The 20588-nt window shown below is 41.3% G+C and carries 21 protein-coding genes; 12 read left to right on the top strand and 9 right to left on the bottom strand.

Features of this window, described 5'->3' with window-relative positions; genetic code table 11:
- Nucleotides 1–20 precede the first annotated feature (20 nt).
- The gene (asnS, locus tag AN389_RS10090; RefSeq protein ID WP_055014844.1) at nucleotides 21–1418 is read right to left on the bottom strand and encodes an asparagine--tRNA ligase; all 1398 of its coding nucleotides are present in this window, start codon (nucleotides 1416–1418) and stop codon (nucleotides 21–23) included.
- A 283-nt stretch (nucleotides 1419–1701) separates the two neighbouring features.
- Between asnS and AN389_RS10085 the strand changes: the two genes are divergently transcribed.
- Nucleotides 1702–2136, top strand: a complete 435-nt coding sequence (locus AN389_RS10085; protein WP_055014843.1) for an ATP-binding protein — start codon at nucleotides 1702–1704, stop codon at nucleotides 2134–2136.
- An 18-nt stretch (nucleotides 2137–2154) separates the two neighbouring features.
- Here the strand turns inward: AN389_RS10085 and AN389_RS10080 are convergent, their stop codons facing one another.
- The 6 genes from AN389_RS10080 to bioA all read right to left on the bottom strand — a co-directional run bounded on the left by AN389_RS10080 (nucleotide 2155) and on the right by bioA (nucleotide 8658).
- Nucleotides 2155–2793, bottom strand: a complete 639-nt coding sequence (locus AN389_RS10080; RefSeq protein ID WP_055019744.1) for a Vat family streptogramin A O-acetyltransferase — start codon at nucleotides 2791–2793, stop codon at nucleotides 2155–2157.
- A gap of 18 nt (nucleotides 2794–2811) precedes the next feature.
- Nucleotides 2812–3825 carry an ABC transporter ATP-binding protein gene (locus AN389_RS10075; RefSeq protein ID WP_055014841.1) on the bottom strand — a complete coding sequence of 338 codons (1014 nt, stop codon included), beginning with the start codon at nucleotides 3823–3825 and terminating at the stop codon, nucleotides 2812–2814.
- Nucleotides 3826–3839: 14 nt separating this feature from the next.
- Nucleotides 3840–5339 (bottom strand): iron ABC transporter permease, encoded by a 1500-nt coding sequence (locus tag AN389_RS10070; protein ID WP_055017662.1) that lies wholly within the window; start codon nucleotides 5337–5339, stop codon nucleotides 3840–3842.
- Entirely contained in the window at nucleotides 5340–6380 is a 1041-nt protein-coding gene (locus AN389_RS10065) for an extracellular solute-binding protein (protein WP_055019743.1), read from the bottom strand. It abuts the gene before it with no gap.
- Nucleotides 6381–7193 (bottom strand): hypothetical protein, encoded by an 813-nt coding sequence (locus AN389_RS10060; RefSeq protein ID WP_055019742.1) that lies wholly within the window; start codon nucleotides 7191–7193, stop codon nucleotides 6381–6383.
- Between the two features lie 163 nt (nucleotides 7194–7356).
- Nucleotides 7357–8658 (bottom strand): adenosylmethionine--8-amino-7-oxononanoate transaminase, encoded by a 1302-nt coding sequence (bioA, locus tag AN389_RS10055; RefSeq protein WP_055019741.1) that lies wholly within the window; start codon nucleotides 8656–8658, stop codon nucleotides 7357–7359.
- Nucleotides 8659–8750: 92 nt separating this feature from the next.
- Here bioA and bioB point away from each other — a divergent pair, with 92 nt between their 5' ends.
- The 6 genes from bioB (at nucleotide 8751) to htpX (ending at nucleotide 15345) form a co-directional block, all read left to right on the top strand.
- Nucleotides 8751–9791 carry a biotin synthase BioB gene (gene bioB / locus AN389_RS10050; RefSeq protein WP_055017659.1) on the top strand — a complete coding sequence of 347 codons (1041 nt, stop codon included), beginning with the start codon at nucleotides 8751–8753 and terminating at the stop codon, nucleotides 9789–9791.
- 11 nt (nucleotides 9792–9802) lie between these two features.
- Nucleotides 9803–10960, top strand: a complete 1158-nt coding sequence (locus tag AN389_RS10045) for an 8-amino-7-oxononanoate synthase (protein ID WP_055019740.1) — start codon at nucleotides 9803–9805, stop codon at nucleotides 10958–10960.
- Nucleotides 10957–11826 (top strand): methyltransferase domain-containing protein, encoded by an 870-nt coding sequence (locus AN389_RS10040; protein WP_055019739.1) that lies wholly within the window; start codon nucleotides 10957–10959, stop codon nucleotides 11824–11826. Before AN389_RS10045 ends, AN389_RS10040 begins: the two co-directional genes overlap by 4 nt.
- Nucleotides 11827–11859: 33 nt before the next feature.
- Nucleotides 11860–12543, top strand: a complete 684-nt coding sequence (gene bioD / locus AN389_RS10035; RefSeq protein ID WP_055019738.1) for a dethiobiotin synthase — start codon at nucleotides 11860–11862, stop codon at nucleotides 12541–12543.
- Between the two features lie 146 nt (nucleotides 12544–12689).
- Complete coding sequence (locus AN389_RS10030; protein ID WP_055019737.1) at nucleotides 12690–14252, top strand: FAD-dependent oxidoreductase; 1563 nt, start codon at nucleotides 12690–12692, stop codon at nucleotides 14250–14252.
- Between the two features lie 229 nt (nucleotides 14253–14481).
- Nucleotides 14482–15345, top strand: coding sequence for a protease HtpX (htpX, locus tag AN389_RS10025; RefSeq protein ID WP_055019736.1), 864 nt, complete (start codon nucleotides 14482–14484; stop codon nucleotides 15343–15345).
- A gap of 80 nt (nucleotides 15346–15425) precedes the next feature.
- On the opposite strand, the gene gloA is transcribed toward htpX, so the two are convergent.
- Entirely contained in the window at nucleotides 15426–15953 is a 528-nt protein-coding gene (gloA, locus tag AN389_RS10020) for a lactoylglutathione lyase (protein ID WP_055019735.1), read from the bottom strand.
- A gap of 108 nt (nucleotides 15954–16061) precedes the next feature.
- Between gloA and AN389_RS10015 the strand changes: the two genes are divergently transcribed.
- Nucleotides 16062–16502 (top strand): GNAT family N-acetyltransferase, encoded by a 441-nt coding sequence (locus tag AN389_RS10015; protein WP_055019734.1) that lies wholly within the window; start codon nucleotides 16062–16064, stop codon nucleotides 16500–16502.
- A gap of 107 nt (nucleotides 16503–16609) precedes the next feature.
- Nucleotides 16610–17119: a DUF421 domain-containing protein gene (locus tag AN389_RS10010; protein WP_055019733.1), complete on the top strand. Its 510-nt coding sequence runs from the start codon at nucleotides 16610–16612 to the stop codon at nucleotides 17117–17119.
- A 71-nt stretch (nucleotides 17120–17190) separates the two neighbouring features.
- Here the strand turns inward: AN389_RS10010 and AN389_RS10005 are convergent, their stop codons facing one another.
- Nucleotides 17191–17811 (bottom strand): trimeric intracellular cation channel family protein, encoded by a 621-nt coding sequence (locus tag AN389_RS10005; protein ID WP_055019732.1) that lies wholly within the window; start codon nucleotides 17809–17811, stop codon nucleotides 17191–17193.
- Nucleotides 17812–18227: 416 nt separating this feature from the next.
- Here AN389_RS10005 and AN389_RS10000 point away from each other — a divergent pair, with 416 nt between their 5' ends.
- The 3 genes from AN389_RS10000 (at nucleotide 18228) to AN389_RS09985 (ending at nucleotide 20519) form a co-directional block, all read left to right on the top strand.
- A complete protein-coding gene (locus AN389_RS10000; protein WP_055019731.1) occupies nucleotides 18228–18836 on the top strand; it encodes a cold shock domain-containing protein in 609 nt (202 codons plus the stop codon).
- Nucleotides 18837–19100: 264 nt separating this feature from the next.
- The gene (locus AN389_RS09995; protein ID WP_055019730.1) at nucleotides 19101–19823 is read left to right on the top strand and encodes a hypothetical protein; all 723 of its coding nucleotides are present in this window, start codon (nucleotides 19101–19103) and stop codon (nucleotides 19821–19823) included.
- Nucleotides 19824–20240: 417 nt separating this feature from the next.
- Nucleotides 20241–20519, top strand: a complete 279-nt coding sequence (locus AN389_RS09985; RefSeq protein ID WP_055019728.1) for an IS3 family transposase — start codon at nucleotides 20241–20243, stop codon at nucleotides 20517–20519.
- Nucleotides 20520–20588: the final 69 nt, after the last annotated feature.

Genomic DNA, 20588 nt, shown 5'->3' with positions numbered 1-20588 from the left:
TTTTAAATCAATTAACTTGACTAGTAGGTCGCGCTACCTTTAGTACGAGGGAAGGCAATTACATCACGTACGTTGCCCATACCTGTTACATAGGCAACCAGGCGTTCAAAACCTAAACCAAAGCCAGAGTGTGGCACGCTACCGTATTTACGTAAATCGCGGTACCAGCTGTAGTCTTCTTTGTTTAAGCCCATTTCATCTAAACGCGCATCAAGCACATCAAGGCGCTCTTCACGTTGTGAACCACCAATAATTTCACCAATGCCAGGTGCTACAACGTCCATAGCGGCAACGGTTTTACCGTCTTCGTTTTGGCGCATGTAAAACGCTTTAATATCGCGCGGGTAGTTTTTAATAACAACCGGTGCTTTAAAGTGCTCTTCTGCTAAGTAGCGCTCGTGCTCTGATTGTAAATCTACACCCCATTCAACTGCGTATTCAAACTTTTTACCACATGACTTAAGTATTTCTACGGCATCAGTGTAATCAACTTGCGCGAAGTCTTTTTCTACAAACTCTTCTAAACGGCTAATCGCTGTTTTTTCGATACGCTGAGCAAAAAACTCCATATCATCACGGCGCTCTTCTAGTACCGCTTTAAATACATACTTAAGCATGTTTTCAGCAAGTTTTGCAATGTCTTCTAAATCAGCAAATGCAACTTCAGGCTCAACCATCCAAAACTCAGCCAAGTGGCGAGATGTGTTTGAGTTTTCTGCGCGGAACGTAGGACCAAATGTGTAAATTTTTGACATAGCCGATGCGTATGTTTCACCATTTAATTGGCCAGATACCGTTAAAAAGGCTTCTTTACCAAAAAAGTCTTCGCTGTAATCAACATCGCCTTTATCAGTGCGCGGCAAGTTTTGCATATCTAGCGTTGAAACGCGGAACATTTCACCTGCACCTTCACAGTCACTTGCTGTGATGATTGGTGTGCTGATCCAGTAAAAACCTTGCTCGTGGTAAAAACGGTGAATAGCTTGTGCTAAACAGTTACGTACACGTGTTACTGCGCCAATCATGTTTGTGCGAGGGCGAAGGTGAGCGTGCTCACGTAAATACTCAATGCTGTGGCGTTTAGCCGACATAGGGTATGAATCAGGGTTTTCTACCCAACCTAACACAGTGACAGAATTAGCTTGAATTTCAAAAGACTGTCCTTTACCTGCAGATTGTACTAACACACCAGTAACCGACACAGAACAACCGGCTGTTAAGCTAGTAACTTCATCATAATTATTTAGTGAATTAGGAACTACCGCTTGTATAGGATCAAAACACGAACCGTCATGAACGGCTAAAAATGATATTCCTGCTTTTGAATCGCGGCGTGTACGGATCCAGCCTTTTACTGTTACTTGGCTGTCTACCGCAACATTGCCTTTTAATAGCTCTGAAATCGCTAAATGGCTCATCTTCACTCCAATGATATAAGTTGCCTAACTGTATAATATTAACTACTCAACGCAGCGGTTAAATTTAGTGCGTTGAACTTGAACCGTGTATCTTACCTAGTTAAATAAAATAAAAAAACTATTGTGAGCAACTCTTTAAAAGTTTTTATGCATGTGGGTTACTTTTACAGCGTTTTTTGCTTTAAATTACCACTATTATTATTTGGTACTCTTAAATTTACTGATTTTGTGGCATTATTAAAGTATTCGTATAAACGTTTACCATTACCCAAAAATGGATGCTATGAAACAAGTTTTTATTTTAAGAGGGCTACCAGGAAGTGGTAAGTCTTACTATGCCCAAACCCTAGCAGATGAGCTAGGTGGAGTAGATTCAAGCCAGTATTTGATTTGTTCAACCGATGATTACTTCGTTAATGAGCAAGGTGAATACCACTTTGATAAATTTAAATTACCGCAATACCATAACTTAAATTTAGCGCGCTTTATAAATGCGTTAGCGCAAAATATTCCGCTTGTCATTGTTGATAACACCAATATAAAAAAATGGGAGTTTATTGCGTACTCTCAAGCAGCCCATGCACTTGGCTACCAAGTAAAAGAAGTGATTGTAGGTGAGGTTAAAGATAAATCTATGCAACACTTATACGCCAAGCGCAATACGCATAATGTGCCCTTAAAAACTATTAGCAAAATGGCGTATATGTTTGAATGGTAGGTGAGTGTTACTTATGGATTATTTAAGCTTTATTAAAGCGCTTAAATCACACTGAGTAATGGCATCTAGATGAGCAGTGATTTTTTCATTGCTCCAATCCCACCAAGCTATATCTAATAAGGTGCTTATAGTGTTGCCATCAAACCTAGTTTTAATTACTTTTGCTGGGTTACCACCTACCACACTATAAGCAGGTACATCACAGGTCACCACCGATTTACTTGCAATGATAGAGCCACTGCCAATATTAACCCCCGGCATTATGGTTGCGTCATAACCAATCCATACATCGTGACCAATAACTGTATTGCCTTTAAAGGGTAACTCGCCAGCTTGTGGGGCCGATTTTTCCCAGCCGTTGCCAAATATAAAAAATGGATAAGTAGAAAACCCCGCTGTTTGATGATTAGCGCCGTTCATTATAAAGGTTACGTTTTTAGCTATGGCGCAAAATTTCCCAATAATGAGGCGATCCCCAATAAAATCGAAATGGTAAAGAACATTTTTTTCGAAGTTTTCAGGGCCATCAGGATCGTCATAATAGGTATAATCACCCACAACTATATTAGGCGAGGTAATAAAGTTTTTTAAAAAGCCTACCTGAGGAAAGCCCTCAACAGGGGCTGGGTTATTTGGATTAGGACCCTGTTTAGGCATAGCTACCTCATCGTTTAATTATTGTCTTTTATACACAGCCAGCGGGTGAGTAGTCACAATTGAAACATGAACGCTGTCGCCGGGGTTGACCACAACCTCGTGGCTGACACGGCTAGTAACGAGCGTGTTACAACTTAATTTAACCGCACATAAACGACTGCCACCTTCAAAGCGTACCCAAACAACTTCACCGTTAGGTTGATTTAAGTTTTGGATAAGCTGTACATCATCGGGACGCAGTAATACATCTACATCGCCACTATCACAGTCTACACCTTGGCCAGGTGCTACACCAATGCTGGTGGTTGCTTGGCCATTTTCAAACTGCCCAGCAATAAAGCTTGCCTCACCTAAAAAGCGTGCCACAAAGCGGTTGTTTGGCATGCTAAAACATTGTTCAGGGCTATCGAGTTGCTGTATTTTACCGTTTTGTAATACACCCACACGATCACCTACAGAAAGCGCTTCTTCTTGGTCATGAGTAACCCACACTGCAGGCACACCAGCTTCTTTAAGGGCATTTCTAATATCCCAGCGCAGCATATCTTTTAATGCGGCATCGAGGTTAGAAAGTGGCTCATCAAGCAACACAAAATCAGGCTGGTGGGCAAGTGTACGGGCAAGTGCCACACGCTGTTTTTGACCACCAGAGAGGGTGGCTGGTTTTTTTGCTCTAAAGTCATTTAGACCAAGTAGTTTAATCCAGTGATCCGCAATGGCAGTGTTTTTTAATCTAAAACAAATGTTTTGCTCAACGGTTAAATGAGGGAACAACGCAAAATCTTGAAATACCATGCCCACACTGCGTTTTTCAGGAGGCACATTGAGGGTGGGCGTTGCTCGCCACTTACCTACGTTTATTTCACCCTCACTGATAGGGATAAGCCCTGCAAGTGCTTGCAATATTGTACTTTTACCACAACCCGTAGGGCCCACTAGCATGAGAATTTCATTGTCACCTAACGATATATTTAAATCGCTTACAACACGGTTACTGCCGTAATCTATAGACAACTGGCTTACAGATAGCATTTGTATTTAAATCCTCAATGTTCGAGTTGGTTACGTTTTTCGCCAGACATCATAATAGCTAAGCCACAAGCAGAAATCACCACTAACAATAAACCGGGAATGGCAGCACGGCCAAAATATCCGGCTTCGTAGACCCGCCATAAATAAGTTGAAAGGGTTTCAAACCCGGTAGGGCCTAGCAATAGTGTTGCTTCAAGTTCGCGCATTGACTCTAAAAACACTAATGCAGCGCCGGCAATAATTCCACGCATTGTTAATGGTAAGGTAATGCGAGTAAAGGCTTCACGTGGGCTTGCACCGAGTACGCGTGCCGATTTAATTAAGCTTTGATCTAAATGTTCTGTGCTAGTGCGAACAGAGCCTACGGCAAGTGGTAAAAACCTAAGCATATAAGCGATAATTAAAAGCGCTAACGTTTGGTATAAAAATGGCAGCTGTAAACCACCATAAACAAGGGCGGTGCCCATTACAATACCGGGAATACCAAAACCAAAGTAGGTAACACGCTCCATAATTCTACCGGCCTTTCCGCTTAAAGCAGCATGAGCTACAGGAATAGCCACAATAACTGCCACTATGGCGGCAATCGCTGAGGCATAGGCTGAATTCCACGCTATGCTAAAGTCAAAATTGCTGTAACCATCACGCGCTAACCAAACAAAAAATATTGCCAGCGGTAAACCAATAGCGAGTAATAAAATAGGGCCAAAGGTAGCAATCATCGCAGTTACTTGCCATTTAGAGGGAAACAAAACAAGTGGACGACCGTGGCGCTCAGAGGCGGTTTTTATTTGTGACTCTATTAATAGTAAAAAGCCCACAATTACCATTAATTGTAACGACAACATAGCAGCACGCCCTAACGCAAACGCATTGTATTCTACGTAAATTACCCGAGTGAAGGTATCTAAGCGCATCATGGCAGGAGTACCAAAATCCGAAAGGGTATAAAGCGCTACTAATAACGAGCCTGCTGCAATACCATTTACCACACGAGGTAAAATCACTTTAAACACACTTTGTGTCATCGACATACCCAAAGTACGCGCTGCGTTTACCATGCTGGCATCTAAACTAAGTAAAGATGAGCGTGTGGTCATCATTACAAAAGGAAATGTATATAAGGTCATTACAATGGCTGCACCACTTAACCCGTACATGGGTGGGGTTTCAAAGCCAAGTAGATTATTTATTTCACCGCCTGGGCCAAACGCAGCATATAAAGTAAATGCGCCAATATAACTTGGAATAGCCAATGGCGCGGCAAAAATTACCAGCCATATTTTCTTAAAAGGCAAATGCACATATGCACTAATAAAAGCCAGTGGCACCCCAATTAGAATTGAACCTAATACGGTCAATCCCATTAGCGATAACGTATTGCCCAGTATTTTTAAGTTATGACTGTCAAAAAGGGTACTGGTGTCGCTAGCAAGGGTAATTAAAATATAAACAGGGGTAATCGTAATGAGCGCTGCAAGCAGCGCCATTGGGTAAGAAGCAGGTATTCGCATTTATAAAACGCCGTTGTTGCGCATCAAGTTGATGGTAGGGCGTAAATCCGCAAGTTGCGTTAAATCAACTTTTGGTGGAGATATATCACTTAGCGATGGTAAACCTTGAGGTTGAGTAATACCATTAACCAGCGGTATTTCGTAAGCTTCGCGGGTTAAATAACCTTGCACTTCTTCGCTTAGTAAATATCGCATAAAGTTGGTTGCAAGCGGGTCATCGTTTAGCGTTAGTATGCCAGAGGCATTGACTAAACAACCTGCATCTTGCTCGGTAAAGGCTAAATCTAGTTTAGCATCGGGTTTACCTGATTTTAGACGTAATGTGTAATAGTGATTAGCAAAGCCAATATCTACTTCGCCCCGTTCAACCGCCATAACAACACCGAGTTCACCGGCGTAGGTTTTAGCGCGCTTTTTAACTTTTTTAAGCCATTTAGCCGTTTTATCATCGCCTTCTAAAATACGCATAGCGGTTACAAACGATTGAAACGAAGCATAAGCAGGGGCCCAACCAATTGATAAATCGCTATCTGCAATGTCCATTATGCTTGTAGGAATTTGATCTTTAGTTAAGCGCGACGTGTTATACGGTAATGTACGTATACGGCCAGTTACAGGCGCCCATTGATCGTATCTAAATTGAGGCTGTAATTGCGCAGATAAATCACTAGGCAGCGGCTTTGCAAGGCCTGCATCAGTCACTAGGCCTATAGCGCCTGAGTCTACTGCCCAAAACAAATCGGCTCTACGTACGCCTGCTTTGGCTTCTGCTACTATGGTATTGGCAAGCGCAGCGGTTGGACCTCGGCGAATAGCTAAATTAAAATCGGGATTTTTTTTCTGAATCGCTTGTAATACATTTTCATACAAACCACCTTCACCACGGCCAAGGTATAAGGTTAAATCACCTTTAAGCTTTGGTAAATTATCAACAGACACTGGGTTTGCTATATCGGCAGCTAGTGCGCGAGAAAGGGGCAGTGGCATAGCGCCAACAACCCCTAACGCAGCTAGGCCTTGTATAAAGGTCCTACGCTTCACTTAAAAAACATCCTTACGCGACTTCTCCGCTTTTTCAATTAGCGTTTTAGCGCGGTCTAATTTAGTGTGCATATCACTTACCACGTCACGTACTTCATCAACGCTTTTAGCGCTTTTAATAGTTTGTGGAAGTGTTACGTTAAAATCTTTTTCCAGTACTTCTACTAGTTTTGCATCTTGTTCAATAAGCGTACCTTCTACGCCTTCAAACAGGTGTAAATACGTATCGTGAACAATTTCAGTGGCTTCTTCGTTTAAGCGCTCTGCAAACTTAGCAACAACACGGTCAAGCTTATGCTTGATTTCGTCAATTGTGGCACTTTGGGTCATGCCTTCTGTTGCAGTGGCTTTAACTGTTTCAAGTAAGCCATTTTGCTGGAATTTTGCGGCAAGCTTAACAGCACCAAGACCTTGCCACAAGGCTATGTTCATGGCTTTTTGCTGTTTGCGCACTTCTTGGGCAGGCTTGTTGTTATCAATAGCCATTTTTACGCCATAAATTCCTTGCCAAATAGAGGCGTACACGGGTACGTAGTTAGTTTCAATAGCACTATGAAACTTAACCGACTCCCAATACTCAATTAAATCATCACTTTTAACTGCTTTAGCACCGTTTTTGCTGTAGTCAGTTACCATGGTGTCGACTTTACCAACCATCCATTCAACTTCTTCTGAATAGTCTTTAATGTTTTCTTGTAAGTGGTTTACGTGCTCACCAATTGGGCCGTTAGCTAGCACAGGCTGTGTAGCAAAAGCAGAAGCTAACAATAGGCTTGCACCTAGTGTTTTTACAGATTTAGAAAGGTGTTTCATAGTAGAGAGTCCGAAAAGGTAATTGTAAATGATAGACATTATCATATCCGTAATATTTACTAAAATCAATATAACTAATACGCTAATAAAAAGCTCAAAACCTGAGCAAAATTAATACCTAACAGGCAAATGATGGCTCTGCTTCTTAGGTATAATTTAACGCTTAGCAGTAATGCTTACCAGCAATAGCTTTGTAAATAGCATCGCATAGGGTTTTTATACTGGCTGAGTCGCTAATATACGGGGGCATTAGATAAATAAGTTTGCCAAACGGGCGAATCCATACGCCTTGCTCAACAAAGTAAGCTTGAATTTTTGCAACATCCACACTCCCAGCAACATCAGTTAGCTCTACAACGCCTATAGCACCTAAAGTACGTACATTGGCTACAGCATCTAATTCATTACACTTATTAAGTTGTTGTAGTTGCGTATTTATATCGCTAATGCGTTGCTGCCAGTTTTGCGCTAGGAGCAAATCTATACTGGCGCACGCCACTGCACAGGCAAGGGGGTTCCCCATAAAAGTAGGTCCGTGCATCAAAACGCCGGCCTCCCCCTCGCTAATACCTGTGGCTATTTTATTACTGGTAAGCGTAGCTGAGAGGGTCATTGAGCCTCCGGTAAGTGCTTTACCTATACACATAATATCGGGTTCGATATTAGCGTGCTCTACAGCAAATAATTTACCTGTGCGGCCAAACCCAGTGGCTATTTCATCGCAAATCAGTAAAACATTATATTGCGTGCATAATTTACGAACGCAGGCCAAATACGCGGGGTGATAAAAGTTCATGCCTCCGGCATTTTGTACAATAGGCTCAATTATAAAAGCGGCTACCTCGTGGTGGTGCGCTTTAAAGTAGCGCTCTAGCGTTTGTGCTTCTGCTTGGTCAAAATCGCCATCAAATTTACTTACAGGGGCAGGTACAAACACATGATCAGGTAAAAAACCTTTATACAAACTGTGCATAGAATTAACCGGATCGCACACGCTCATAGCGGCAAACGTATCGCCATGGTAACCCTTATACGGCGTCATTAACTTTTGCTTGCTGGTAATGCCTTGGCTTAGCCAATATTGCAGCGCCATTTTTATGGCTACTTCTACACTAACCGAACCACTATCGGCTAAAAATACTTTAGTTAAACTGGGTGGGGTAATTGTAATAAGCCTTTTACACAGCTCTACCGCGCTGTTATGGGTAATGCCGCCAAACATCACATGGCTCATACTATTAATTTGTTCAATCATGGCGTTATTTAATACTGGGTGATTATAGCCATGAATTGCGCTCCACCATGAGGCCATGCCATCAATGAGTTGCTCGCCGGTTTCTAGGTAAATTATATTGTGTTTGGCATGAGTAACAGGGTACACAGGGATAGGCTGTGTCATAGATGTGTAGGGGTGCCAAATGTGATCACGATCAAAATCTAGGTCAATCGATTGTTTTTTATTCATGTGTAAACTTTGGGGTGGTGAGTTTCGTTGACAATGGTACTTCAAGACGTAGACTAATCCAACATCACCACTGAGAAAAATAAGAGACTACTATGGAACATGCACCTGTTCGCCACGATTGGACCCACGCAGAAGTAAAAGCATTATTTGAAATGCCATTTAACGACTTATTGTTTAAAGCGGCCTCGGTTCATCGCGCTAATTTTAATCCTAACGAAGTACAAATATCTACTTTACTATCTATTAAAACAGGCGCTTGCCCAGAAGACTGTAAATATTGTCCACAATCGGGGCATTATAAAACCGACTTAGAGCGCGAGCGCTTAATCGAAGTAGAAAAAGTGGTAGAACAAGCACGCCTAGCTAAACAAAAAGGCGCGACGCGTTTTTGTATGGGCGCAGCCTGGTCAGATCCAAAAGACAGAGACATGCCCTATATTTCCAAAATGGTAAAAGAAGTAAAAGAACTCGGCCTAGAAACTTGTATGACCCTTGGTAAACTTACCAACGAAAAAGCACATGAACTAAGTAATGCAGGCCTTGATTATTACAACCATAACCTCGACACCTCGCCTGAATATTACGAACAAATTATATCGACCCGTACCTTTGAAGACAGATTAAATACCATAGATCACGTTCGTGATGCCGGCATGAAAGTATGTTCAGGTGGTATTGTAGGGATGGGCGAGCAACCTGCAGACCGATACGGTTTATTAATGCAATTGGCAAATTTACCACAGCAACCAGAAAGCGTACCTATTAATATGCTGGTAAAAGTAAAAGGCACACCGCTTGAAAACGTAGACGATTTAGATCATTTTGAATTTATACGCACCATAGCAACTGCCCGTATTATGATGCCACACAGCTACGTGCGTTTATCGGCAGGGCGCAGCGCCATGAACGAGCAAATGCAGTCGATGTGTTTTTTTGCAGGTGCTAACTCAATATTTTATGGTGATAAGCTATTAACAACAGAAAACCCAGAGGCCGATGCCGACATGAAGCTTATTAAAAAGTTAGGCATGAACCCAGAAAAACACCAAGACTACTCAGACGAAGCCGTTGCCGCATCACTTTCATCGCAAGTAGCTGATAAAGCGACGTCTGAACTATTCTACGAAGCGTAAGCCTAGCCTTTATGCCATTTGAATTTATAAATACGCATATTCAAGCGCGCCAGCAAGATGCGTTATTACGCAAACGCCATGTGGTGCAACGCGCTACAGCACGTACCATTACGGTAAATAACGCAACTTACCTTAACTTTGCCAGTAATGATTACTTAGGCTTTGGTGATTGCAGTATAAAGCTTGAGCAAAACAACCTACTTGGTAGCCACAGCTCTCCCTTAGTTACTGGCTATCAGGCGCAGCAACAAGAGTTAGAGCAATACTTATGTAGCGCACTTGGCTACGAAGCTGGCATGGTGTTTAACTCGGGGTTTAGTGCAAATAGCAGTGTAATTAAAGCGCTGTTTAGTGATAAAAATGCTGCACAAAACAGTGCAATTTTTCAAGATAAGCTAAACCACGCCAGTTTAATTGATGGTGCAATGCACTCAAATGCCGCACTAGTGCGCTTTAATCATAACGATTTAAAACACTTACGTTCGCGGCTCGAAAAATCAAAAGCACACAATAAGCTGATTATTAGCGAGGGGGTGTTTTCGATGGATGGCGACACCGCCCCCATAAAAGAGCTGCTTGCTTTAGCTAAAGAGCACAATGCTTGGCTTATGATTGATGATGCACATGGTTTTGGCGCATTAGGTAAAACCGGTTTAGGTAGCTGCGAGGCATTGTTGGATGAGGGCTTAGCACTGCCTGAAATACTGGTTATTACCTTTGGAAAAGCGGTGGCAAGTAGCGGGGCCTGTGTACTTTCAAATAACCAATTAATTAATTACATGCTGCAGTTTAATCGCGACTACACCTATTCAACGGCTATGTCGCCACTTATGGCAGCCCTTACGCTTACGCGCTTGCAAGCCATAAAGCGCGCAGATACTAAACGCCAGCAGCTTAGTAGTAACATTGCTTTTTTTAAGCAGCTTTGTAAACACCACGCTATTGCTGTAATGGACTCAGACACTGCTATTCAGCCCATTGTACTTGGCTGCGCCGAGCAAACCTTGCACGCAGCGCAAAAGCTTAAACAGCAGGGTATTTGGTTAACGGCTATTCGCCCGCCTACTGTTGCGCATAATACCGCGCGGTTACGTGTTACTTTAACTGCAGCGCATACCCATGCAGATATAACTACACTTGTTGAGCACTTAAAAGGCGCAATAGCATGATTGCGCAGGCCTTAACTGATAACCACAGTGCGCAAACTGTAAATAAAAAGCCGGCGCTTTCAGCTATAAATGCTGAGCAAGTTTGCCCTCATTCAGCCCTTAAAAAGGGGGCAAGTAATAAGTTCTCTAAAGCAGCTGAGCAATACAACAGCCATGCAAATGTACAAAAACAGGCATCAAACGACCTATTTAAATTAATAAACAACCAGCCACACAACCAAAATAAATTATGTGTTGATTTAGGGGCTGGTCCGCTGGTTAATACTGCACGGCTAAACAATCAATACGGCCAAGTAATCGCCATAGATTTAAGCTTAAACATGCTTAAAAGTTCGCTATTAACCACGGCGAAAATTTGCGCCGATATGGATAACCTGCCGCTTCAAGCCAACAGTATTGACGTTGTATTTAGTAACTTTGCAGTGCAATGGTCGGCCAATTTTGAAAAATTAATGCAGGCGCTTTATAAAAGCTTAAAGCCTGGCGGGCAGGCTTATATAAGCACAGTGGTTGCGGGCTCGCTTAATGAAATAAAAACAGCGTTTGCAGCGCTTGATAACCGCAGCCATATAAATACCTTTAATACACATGCTTATATAAACCAGTTGGTCCAAAAAGCGGGGTTTAGTATTAATAGCTCACAAAAAGTAATTTATACCGATTGTTATTCAAGCCCGTTAAAAGCCATTAAATCTATTAAAGCCATTGGTGCTACAACGCAAAACCATGCTAACTCACGCCAAGGGCTATTAACTAAGTCGGCTTTGCAACGGGTGTGCAATGCGTATCCGCTTTTAAACAATCAAGCGTGTGTATCTTACCATGTGGTATTGTTATCTTTAAAAAAACCGATTACAAATACGTAAGTAGCACACGTTAAAATTGATCAAGGCAGTAAAATGAAAGAATTTTTTATTACCGGTACCGACACCGACGCCGGAAAAACCCACGTTACTAGTTTGCTGTTAAAGCTACTCGCCCAACATAAAAAAAACGCAATTGGTTTTAAACCACTTGCCGCAGGCTGCGAAATGGCGTTTGAGCAGCTAGTAAACGCCGATGCACTTATGCTAATGGAAAGCGCCACTGTAAGTGCCAAATACGATGTAATAAATCCGTTTGCCTTTGCACCACCTATTGCACCGCATATAGCAGCAGAGCAAGTAGGGGTCACTATTACGCTTGATAAATTAAGCACAGCGTACGCAACCCTTAAACAACAAGGAGCCGATTATCACCTAACCGAAGGCGCGGGTGGTTGGGCACTACCAATTAATAACACCGATTATTTATACGATTGGGTTAAAGCTGAGCAACTTCCGGTAATTTTAGTCGTAGGCATGAAACTAGGCTGCTTAAACCATGCCTTACTTACCGCTGCCCATATGCAAAGTTTAGGCATAAACTGTGTAGGCTGGATTGCCAACCAAGTAGAGCCAAATATGGACGAGTATCAAGCTAACCTTGATTCGTTAAAAGCACGCTTGCCATTTCCTATTTTGGCTATAAGCCCATACAGCGAGCAAACCCCTAAACTACAAATATACAAAACCTTACTTAATACCCTCAGTATACAGGGCTAATTTTGGCTGCTTTGCGTTTTTAAATGCAAAGCAGTTTTTTATATTAAATACATGAGCTTATTAATTGTATTTACGCCTTGAATTTACCTACTTTAGTACACATATTAAAGGTTCCAGCTTTTGTTACTAAGGAAATAACCCGCTATATGACGCACCCATATATTAAACGCTATGCTCAAAACACACAGGTCACGGCAGAGCCGCAAGTACCGCAAAGTACTCAGCCTAAAACCCGTGTGGGCATTTTAGGTGGCGGCACAGCGGGAGCAACAATAGCTATACGTTTGGCTGCGCTTGGTATTCAAACCACTATTTTTGAGAAAAAAAAGTCACTAATAGATGGCCCGCCCATGTGTCATTTACATGCGGGCGGTAACTTATACCGTGAAATACCAGACGAAGACTGCATAGACTTACTCAAACAATGTATTGATATTTTACGCCTATACCCCTACACCATAGACGTGCGCCCAACCGTGTTTGCAGTACCAACACGCGATGACGATTCACCCGACGATTTACTGCCACGTTTAGACAAAATTACCAACGCATATAAAGAACTCGTTGAACAAGATTGCAATAACAAGGTGCTTGGCGAACCTGATAATTACTATCAGTTGTATGGCCATGAGCAAATGATAGCGCTGAGTAAAAAAGAGCAAGTTGCACAGCCTAAAACGCTTGATGAATGGATGATCCCCGTAGCTAAGCACTTAAACTTAAACAAAGTAAAATACCCGCTAATTGTTGCTCAAGAATACGGCTGGAATATTTTTAGGTTATCGGCCAGTGCGCAACTGGCCCTTGCTCAGTACGAACACGCGAACGTACTTACCAGTACTGAGGTTAAGCAAGTTAGCCAAGTTGAGCAAAACAGTGCTGGCAGCCAAATGCCAAAATGGAAAATTGAATACCAAAACAACCAAAGCAGTACAACCCAAACAGTAGAGGTAGATTACCTTATAAACGCCTGTGGCTTTCAAACTGGTGTTGTTGATGACATGGTCGGCGTAAAGCCCAAGCGTATGGTCGAATTTAAAGCCTCATACATTACGCACTGGCAAGGGGCAGGCGGGCAAATACCCGAAATTATTATTTATGGTAATCGGGGTACACCCGAGGGCATGGCACAACTAACGCCTTATCCTAATGGCTTTTATCAAATTCATGGTATGACCAACTCAATTACCTTGTTTAACGATGGCCTAGCCGATACTACTGAGCAAACGGCGCAGCCACAACTGCCTGATAAATATTTAAATTATATTAATAATGGGTGGGATCAGCAGGTATTAAAAGCACGTAGTCAAAAAGCCATTGATTATGTAGCCGAGTTTGTACCAGCATTTAAAAGTGCCAATACACAAAACAATGCCTTGTTTGGTGGCCAGCAAATCCCTGGCGAAGACGACACTTTGCGCGTAGCAGATGTTAGTTTATATTCGCATATTAGCTATGCACGTGCCGAAAACGTAAAAGCGTCATCAACTTTAATTGCTGCCGACGAAATAGTCGCCGAATTTACAAAACTTGGTTTACTAAGCGATGATGAACACATTAATGCACATCGCACTCATCATCAGTGGACCTACCTTGAGCAGCATAACCATGAAGATATCACTAAGGTTGCTAAATTATTAGCAACAGAGCGTGGTTTTCCAACCGATATGGCAACCATTAACAATTGTATTAAAACCACCCGCAACTAGTTATTTTTAATGGCATAACGAGGTTTCAATATCGTGTTATGCCGCACTTTCCCTCTTTTTAAAGCCTCTTTAAAAATTTATTCATAAACCCAAAAATAACCCTTGCGTTATGACATAGTTTGTCACAGAATAGCCTCAACGCTATGACATAGTGTGTCATAGCGTAATGATTGCTTTAACCTAATTTAATTTTATGTTCGGTGATCAAACCTATTTTTGTGAGGACAATATGAAACGTATATTTTTGTTTTTATTAACTAACCTAGCGGTTATGTTGGTATTAGGTGTCGTGCTTTCAATAATAATGAGCGCGCTGGGTTTAAGCCATCGTAGCCTTGGCGGAATATTACTTATAGCCTCAGTATTTGGCTTTGGTGGCTCGTTTATTTCGTTATTTATGTCTAAGTGGATTGCTAAAAAATCAACGGGCGCACAAGTAATTACTCAACCGCGCAATGAAACCGAGCACTGGCTTGTACAAACCGTATCAGCACAAGCTAAAAAAGCAGGTATAAACATGCCTGAAGTAGCTATTTACGAGAGCCCAGAAATGAATGCCTTTGCAACCGGCCCAAGTAAAAACAACTCGCTGGTGGCGGTAAGCACAGGTTTATTACATAACATGAATCAAGACCAAGCCGAAGCCGTACTTGCCCACGAGGTCTCGCACGTTGCTAATGGCGACATGGTAACGCTTACGCTAATACAAGGCGTGGTAAATACCTTTGTAATATTTGCCGCAAAAGTACTGGCAGGCATAGTTGATAACTTTTTAAATGGCGATGAAGAAGAGGGCGGTAGCAGCTGGTCTTACTTTTTATTCGATATGTTATTCCAAGTTGTATTTGGTGTTCTGGCAAGCATAGTGGTAGCAAGTTACAGCCGTAAACGCGAATTTGCTGCCGACAGTGGCGCCGCTAAATTGGTAGGTGCAGACAAAATGCGTTCTGCCCTTGAGCGATTAAAGCAAAACCACCCGTCGCAATTACAAGGCTCAATGATGGCCTTTGGTATTGCAAGTGGAAAAGGGATGGCTGAGCTGTTTTCATCTCACCCACCACTTGATGCGCGAATAGACGCACTACGTAAATAAGTAACCCTTATTTAAAACACAAAAGCCAGCTTAATAGCTGGCTTTTTAGTATGTGCTGACTGGTTTATCAAGCGTTCAGGTTATTTACCAAAAATAATATCGGTAATGCCCTCAGGTGAAAGTATTTCTATCCAGTAGCCGTCGGGGTCTTTTATAAATGCTAAGCCCTTCATTGAGCCATCATCTGGCTTTTTAACAAACTCTACATCGTACTTTGCAAAGCGCTCGCTGGCTGCGTATACATCGGGTACGCTAATACCAATATGGCCAAAGCCCTTAGGCTCTTGGTTGCCACTGTGGTAACCCTCAAAGCTATCGTCGTCTTCTGTGCCCCAGTTATGAGTAAGCTCAATGAGTGCAGGGCGACCAAATACCCATTTAGCTTTGGTTTTGTCATCACCTTGCGGCTGTTTTGACTCGTAGCCTAAAAAGTACAGCGTAAACTTCATTTCAGGAAAGTCATACTTACCTAATAGCTTCATACCTAATACATTTTGATAGAATTCGAGCGACGGTTTGGGATCTTTAATACGCAACATAGTTTGTTGCATCACATAGCCTTTAGTGGCTTGTTCAATTTGCTCTGGCGATTCGTTATAGCTAGACATGGTAATCCTTTGTATAAATTAAGAAGCGAAAATAGAGATATAATGCTTAAATTATTATAATCAACCGTCGTTTAAATTACATAGCGCAATTTTAAAATAAGGAAGTACATGGCCATCACAATAAGCACGGGCACATTTAAGGATATAACCGCTGTAAGTAAACATATTCCCGAACTTTTAACCACTATTGATAACCAAGCTTTGGATAGTCGCTTAAATAATAAAAAAGCACTTATATTAGTGGCCTATCATGAAAATGAATTAGTCGGTTTTAAAATTGGCTATGAACAATCAACTACGCAATTTTACAGCTGGCTTGGTGGCGTACATTTTAAATACCGAAGGCTGGGTATAGCTAAAAAGCTACTTATTCAGCAGGAGCAATGGGCCGCTGAGCAAGGCTATACCCATATACACGTAAAATCGATGAACCGGTTTCCTCAAATGCTTACTATGTTAATCACAAATGGCTATCACATAGCTGGCTATGTCGATAAACACAGTACGATGCTCAGTAAAATTAAGTTTTTAAAACAATTAGCAAAATAAAATAAAGCGCTTTATTCATCGTTATTTAACTAAGTGCCCTGTAGGGTTTAAATAACTATTGCAGGAACTACTTACACAAAGTAAATATCGCATATAAAGGAGTGACTATGTTTTTTGATGATATGCAGGGCTTAATACGCGTACTTATTATTGGCGTGTTGGGTTATATCGCGCTGGTATTTTGGCTGCGTATATCGGGTAAGCGTACGCTTTCTAAATGGAATGTGTTTGATTTTATTGTCACTATTGCGCTGGGTTCTATTTTAGCCTCGGTGATCATTACAAAAAGCGTTGCGCTGCTAGAGGGCATGCTCGCGTTTATTGTGTTAATAGGGCTGCAATATTTTATTACGTGGCTAAGTGTACGCTCATCTACATTTGCTTCGCTTATAAAAGCAGAGCCTACGCTGTTACTAAGTGAGGGTGAATACTGCACGGCGGCTCTTAAATCGCAGCGGGTAACAAAATCAGAAATTCGCGCGGCGATTCGTGGCGCGGGTATTTTAGCCATAGAAGATGTAGCCGCCGTGGTGCTAGAAACCGATGGCAGTTTTAGTGTACTAAAGCAAAATAAAAGCGGGTTAAAAACGGCGCTGAGTGATGTAAGCGAGCAATAAAGTAAGGCGCTAGTACTTATATTAAATAAGGCAGGTTTAATACCTGCCTTATTTTGTAGTAAAGCGTATTTTTATTTAGCGTGCTGCTCTAACAAACTAAAGGTAGGTAGACGCCATTTAAAACGTATTGATGCCATACGTATTAAGTAGCCTGCAACAAGGCTTACAATAATGCTGATGTTGTCATCAATATTGTAATGGTGCAGTGCCAAGTATAAGCAGGCAACCAGTAACGATACACTCGCGTAAAGCTCGTTATGTAATACAAGCGGCGCTTGGCGGCATATTAAATCTCGCAGTAATCCACCAAATACACCGGTTACAACCGCAGCCACTGCACAAATACCATAATGCAGACCCATATTTAGCCCAACTTGGCAGCCAATAATACTAAACGCCGCAAGGCCCAGCGCATCTAAGCGCATAAAAATGCCTTTAAATTTAACCACCCACTTAGCCAGCCACGTAGTGATAATACCGGCAATACAGGTAATTAATAAATACTCCGGGTGCTGAACCCAGGTAAGGGGGTAATTGCCAAGTAATATATCTCGTACGCTACCACCACCAATGGCTGTTGCACTTGCAACTAGTACAACGCCAAACCAATCCATTTTCATTCGCCCAGCGCTAAGTGCGCCGGTCATGGCTTCTGCGGTAATACCAATAATATAAACAACGGTTAGTAGCATGCGATTATCACTTAAAATCTGAGCGTAAAAATAAGGTGTGAATTGTATAGATAAATTAAGTAAATAACGAATGAAAAATCACACTAAAAACGCTTAATTCAGATAGAAATAACTAATAACAAAACCGTGTGTAAACAAGCTGTTAAGCTAGTGGGGTGGCAAAAGTTAGCAGTAGAATAATAAAGGACAAATGGCCGTAATGTATAAAATAAAACAGGCTATTTTTTTCTGGTTTTTTATAGCTTAAAGCACGGTATTTTCCCTATACGGTTAGGTGTTTTACCAACTAATTGACGCATTTAAATTAACCTAGTATGAATATTTGGTTGCATCGTCCTAATTTAGGAACGTATACTAACAAGCGTTAACTTAAATGGAATTTGCGTAATCGCAGCTTAATCAGCACAGGTAAATACATGAACAAAGGATTGTTAAAAGCGTGGAATGACGAAAAGGGCTTTGGTTTTATTAAATCAGACACCCAAGCGCACGACACCTTTATACACATTTCAGCACTCAAACACATGAGCCGCAAGCCAAAAGTGGGCGACACTATTTATTTTGAAGTGGCTACACAGCCCGATGGTAAATCAAAAGCCGTTAATTGCCGCATAGAAGGCGTCGCTGCACTTAAAATCACGCCTAAAAAATCAAACCATCATCGGGTTGCTAAATCTAATTTTACTGATAGTTTTTTAGGCAAAGTCGCCTCAATTAGTATTATCGCTGTACTTGGTTTTGTCGCATTTAATAAATACAGCCATTATAAAAGTAACGAGCAATTTAATAACCACACACCTGTTATTACTAACGCCGATTTAGCCACGTTTGATGAGCAATACCCTAAAATTGTGATTCCTCAAAGCTCACAAAACTTTACTTGCGATGGCAGGCAGCACTGTAGCCAAATGACTTCACGTGCAGAGGCTGTGTTTTTTATTAATAACTGCCCGAACACAAAAATGGATGGTGATGGCGATGGAAAACCTTGCGAGAACGATACAAGGTTTAAAAATGAATGGTAATTTGATAAACCGTTTAGTTATAGGTTGGGATGAAAAAATAGAATTAATTGCTGTGTATAGGAACAGTAATTTGAGTTTTGTCCCATAACATTATTAAAAGTTGTTTTGGGGTTAAATAACAAAGGTCATTGGATAACTCTTGTAGCTAGTTGTTACTAATAGAGTTATTTAGCGTAAATATCGAACAATGTAATATGCGCCGTTTTGGGGTGTTATAAACCACCAAAGTGGGGTTCAATAAGCTGTTAACTGTACAGGGATAACATGAATCTATCTGATATTATAAATATTGTAGCTGCAATAATAATTTCGATTGGAGGGGCTGGAGGAATAATCTTTGGTTTTAGTTCTTGGCTTGGTAAAATTTGGGCCAATCGCCTATTAGAGCAACAAAAAAATGAAAATATGACTGCTTTAGAGCAACATAAAAATGATCTTGCACAAGGCTTAGAGTCATTCAAAAACTCATTAGCAAAAGAAAAAGACAGCGAAATTGAAAAGTTAAAAAACGAATTAAGTTTAATCTCCACTAAGTTTCAAACAGAACACAGCATGCTTTTTACTCAGCGCGTTGAAATATTAAAAACGGTTTATGAAAGCCTAATGGAAATTCAAAGGCAAGCCTCTAATTCCTTGTGGTTTATTACTGCTTCTAGGAATCCTCAAGATATTCGATCTAATGCACAAAAATATTATGACGATATAATGGATTCAGGTCATTACTTTAGAAAATCAAGAATATTTTTAGAGCCTGATTTGTGCAATAAAATTGAAAATGTATTCAGCGAAGTAGGACATACCGCAGCACAATTCTTAGCTACTTTACGTGTGTATGAGGATCACGAAATAAGTGAAACAGATACAATACGTGATGATTCTTGGGAAAAAGTAAAATTACTAGTAAATCCAGCAATTGAAGAAGTAGAAAATGAGTTTAGAAACATAATGTTAGCGCACGCAAGTACAGTTAACAAGTCATTCAAGTAGGACTAAAAACCGTTGGCCATTGCTCGTGCCTCGCTGATTTTGGCCAACAATTTTTAGCCTCTTAATGAGGCGTTAGCAGGCCAGGAGAGATATGAGTAATTCCAATCCATTTTCAGATAGGTTACGAGGGCCTCTTAACGAGACTACAAGGAAAGCTCGTAGGAACTTACTCGCCGCTGCAGTAGTCGGCGTTGTAATCGCCAAAGTTGGCCTGGTTTCTACAAAAATATCGGCATTTGGTGTTGATTTCACATCTGCAAATCAAGAATCTCTCTTACTACTATTGGCGTGCGCTATTGTTTGCTTCGGAGTCACGTTTGTTGTCTATCTGTACTCATAATTAATCGCATGGTGGACTTCCCATAGTTTGCTAGACACCCACTAAGTTACATTGTAACTTCTAATAAGAGGTGTTTTATGAGCAAAGGCAAACGTTATACCCAAGAGTTTAAAGAAGCGGCTGTTAAACAAATTACTGAGCGTGGATATTCAGTTGCTGAAGTCGCTGAACGATTAGATATTTGTACCAAAACGTTATATCACTGGCGGAGCCAATTATCAGATAAACCTAAATCCGTTCAATCATTCGATGAAAAACTGAAGATCGCCAAATTAGAGGCTGAGTTAAAACGTGTCACGGAGGAACGAGACATTTTAAAAAAGGCCGCAAGGTACTTTGCCAGCAACCCCGAGTAAAGTACGGCTTCATTCGTGATCACCAAGATGAATTTTCTATTACGACGATGTGCCGCCTTTTTAAGCTGC

This window comes from Pseudoalteromonas sp. P1-7a, from assembly GCF_001401855.1.
In the GTDB taxonomy this organism is placed as follows: domain Bacteria; phylum Pseudomonadota; class Gammaproteobacteria; order Enterobacterales; family Alteromonadaceae; genus Pseudoalteromonas.
This window is presented reverse-complemented; position numbering and strand designations above follow the sequence as displayed.

Bases quoted from the DNA above. Each gene is read 5' to 3' on its own strand.
- AN389_RS09995 (WP_055019730.1), top strand. From the start codon at position 19,101: ATGAATCTATCTGATATTATAAATATTGTAGCTGCAATAATAATTTCG.
- AN389_RS10075 (WP_055014841.1), bottom strand. From the start codon at position 3,825: ATGCTATCTGTAAGCCAGTTGTCTATAGATTACGGCAGTAACCGTGTT.
- AN389_RS10010 (WP_055019733.1), top strand. From the start codon at position 16,610: ATGTTTTTTGATGATATGCAGGGCTTAATACGCGTACTTATTATTGGC.
- AN389_RS10005 (WP_055019732.1), bottom strand. From the start codon at position 17,811: ATGCTACTAACCGTTGTTTATATTATTGGTATTACCGCAGAAGCCATG.
- AN389_RS09985 (WP_055019728.1), top strand. From the start codon at position 20,241: ATGAGCAAAGGCAAACGTTATACCCAAGAGTTTAAAGAAGCGGCTGTT.
- AN389_RS10045 (WP_055019740.1), top strand. From the start codon at position 9,803: ATGCCATTTGAATTTATAAATACGCATATTCAAGCGCGCCAGCAAGAT.
- AN389_RS10060 (WP_055019742.1), bottom strand. From the start codon at position 7,193: ATGAAACACCTTTCTAAATCTGTAAAAACACTAGGTGCAAGCCTATTG.
- AN389_RS10030 (WP_055019737.1), top strand. From the start codon at position 12,690: ATGACGCACCCATATATTAAACGCTATGCTCAAAACACACAGGTCACG.
- asnS (WP_055014844.1), bottom strand. From the start codon at position 1,418: ATGAGCCATTTAGCGATTTCAGAGCTATTAAAAGGCAATGTTGCGGTA.
- bioB (WP_055017659.1), top strand. From the start codon at position 8,751: ATGGAACATGCACCTGTTCGCCACGATTGGACCCACGCAGAAGTAAAA.
- AN389_RS10080 (WP_055019744.1), bottom strand. From the start codon at position 2,793: ATGCCTAAACAGGGTCCTAATCCAAATAACCCAGCCCCTGTTGAGGGC.
- AN389_RS10085 (WP_055014843.1), top strand. From the start codon at position 1,702: ATGAAACAAGTTTTTATTTTAAGAGGGCTACCAGGAAGTGGTAAGTCT.
- htpX (WP_055019736.1), top strand. From the start codon at position 14,482: ATGAAACGTATATTTTTGTTTTTATTAACTAACCTAGCGGTTATGTTG.
- bioA (WP_055019741.1), bottom strand. From the start codon at position 8,658: ATGAATAAAAAACAATCGATTGACCTAGATTTTGATCGTGATCACATT.
- gloA (WP_055019735.1), bottom strand. From the start codon at position 15,953: ATGTCTAGCTATAACGAATCGCCAGAGCAAATTGAACAAGCCACTAAA.
- AN389_RS10000 (WP_055019731.1), top strand. From the start codon at position 18,228: ATGAACAAAGGATTGTTAAAAGCGTGGAATGACGAAAAGGGCTTTGGT.
- AN389_RS10015 (WP_055019734.1), top strand. From the start codon at position 16,062: ATGGCCATCACAATAAGCACGGGCACATTTAAGGATATAACCGCTGTA.
- AN389_RS10070 (WP_055017662.1), bottom strand. From the start codon at position 5,339: ATGCGAATACCTGCTTCTTACCCAATGGCGCTGCTTGCAGCGCTCATT.
- AN389_RS10040 (WP_055019739.1), top strand. From the start codon at position 10,957: ATGATTGCGCAGGCCTTAACTGATAACCACAGTGCGCAAACTGTAAAT.
- bioD (WP_055019738.1), top strand. From the start codon at position 11,860: ATGAAAGAATTTTTTATTACCGGTACCGACACCGACGCCGGAAAAACC.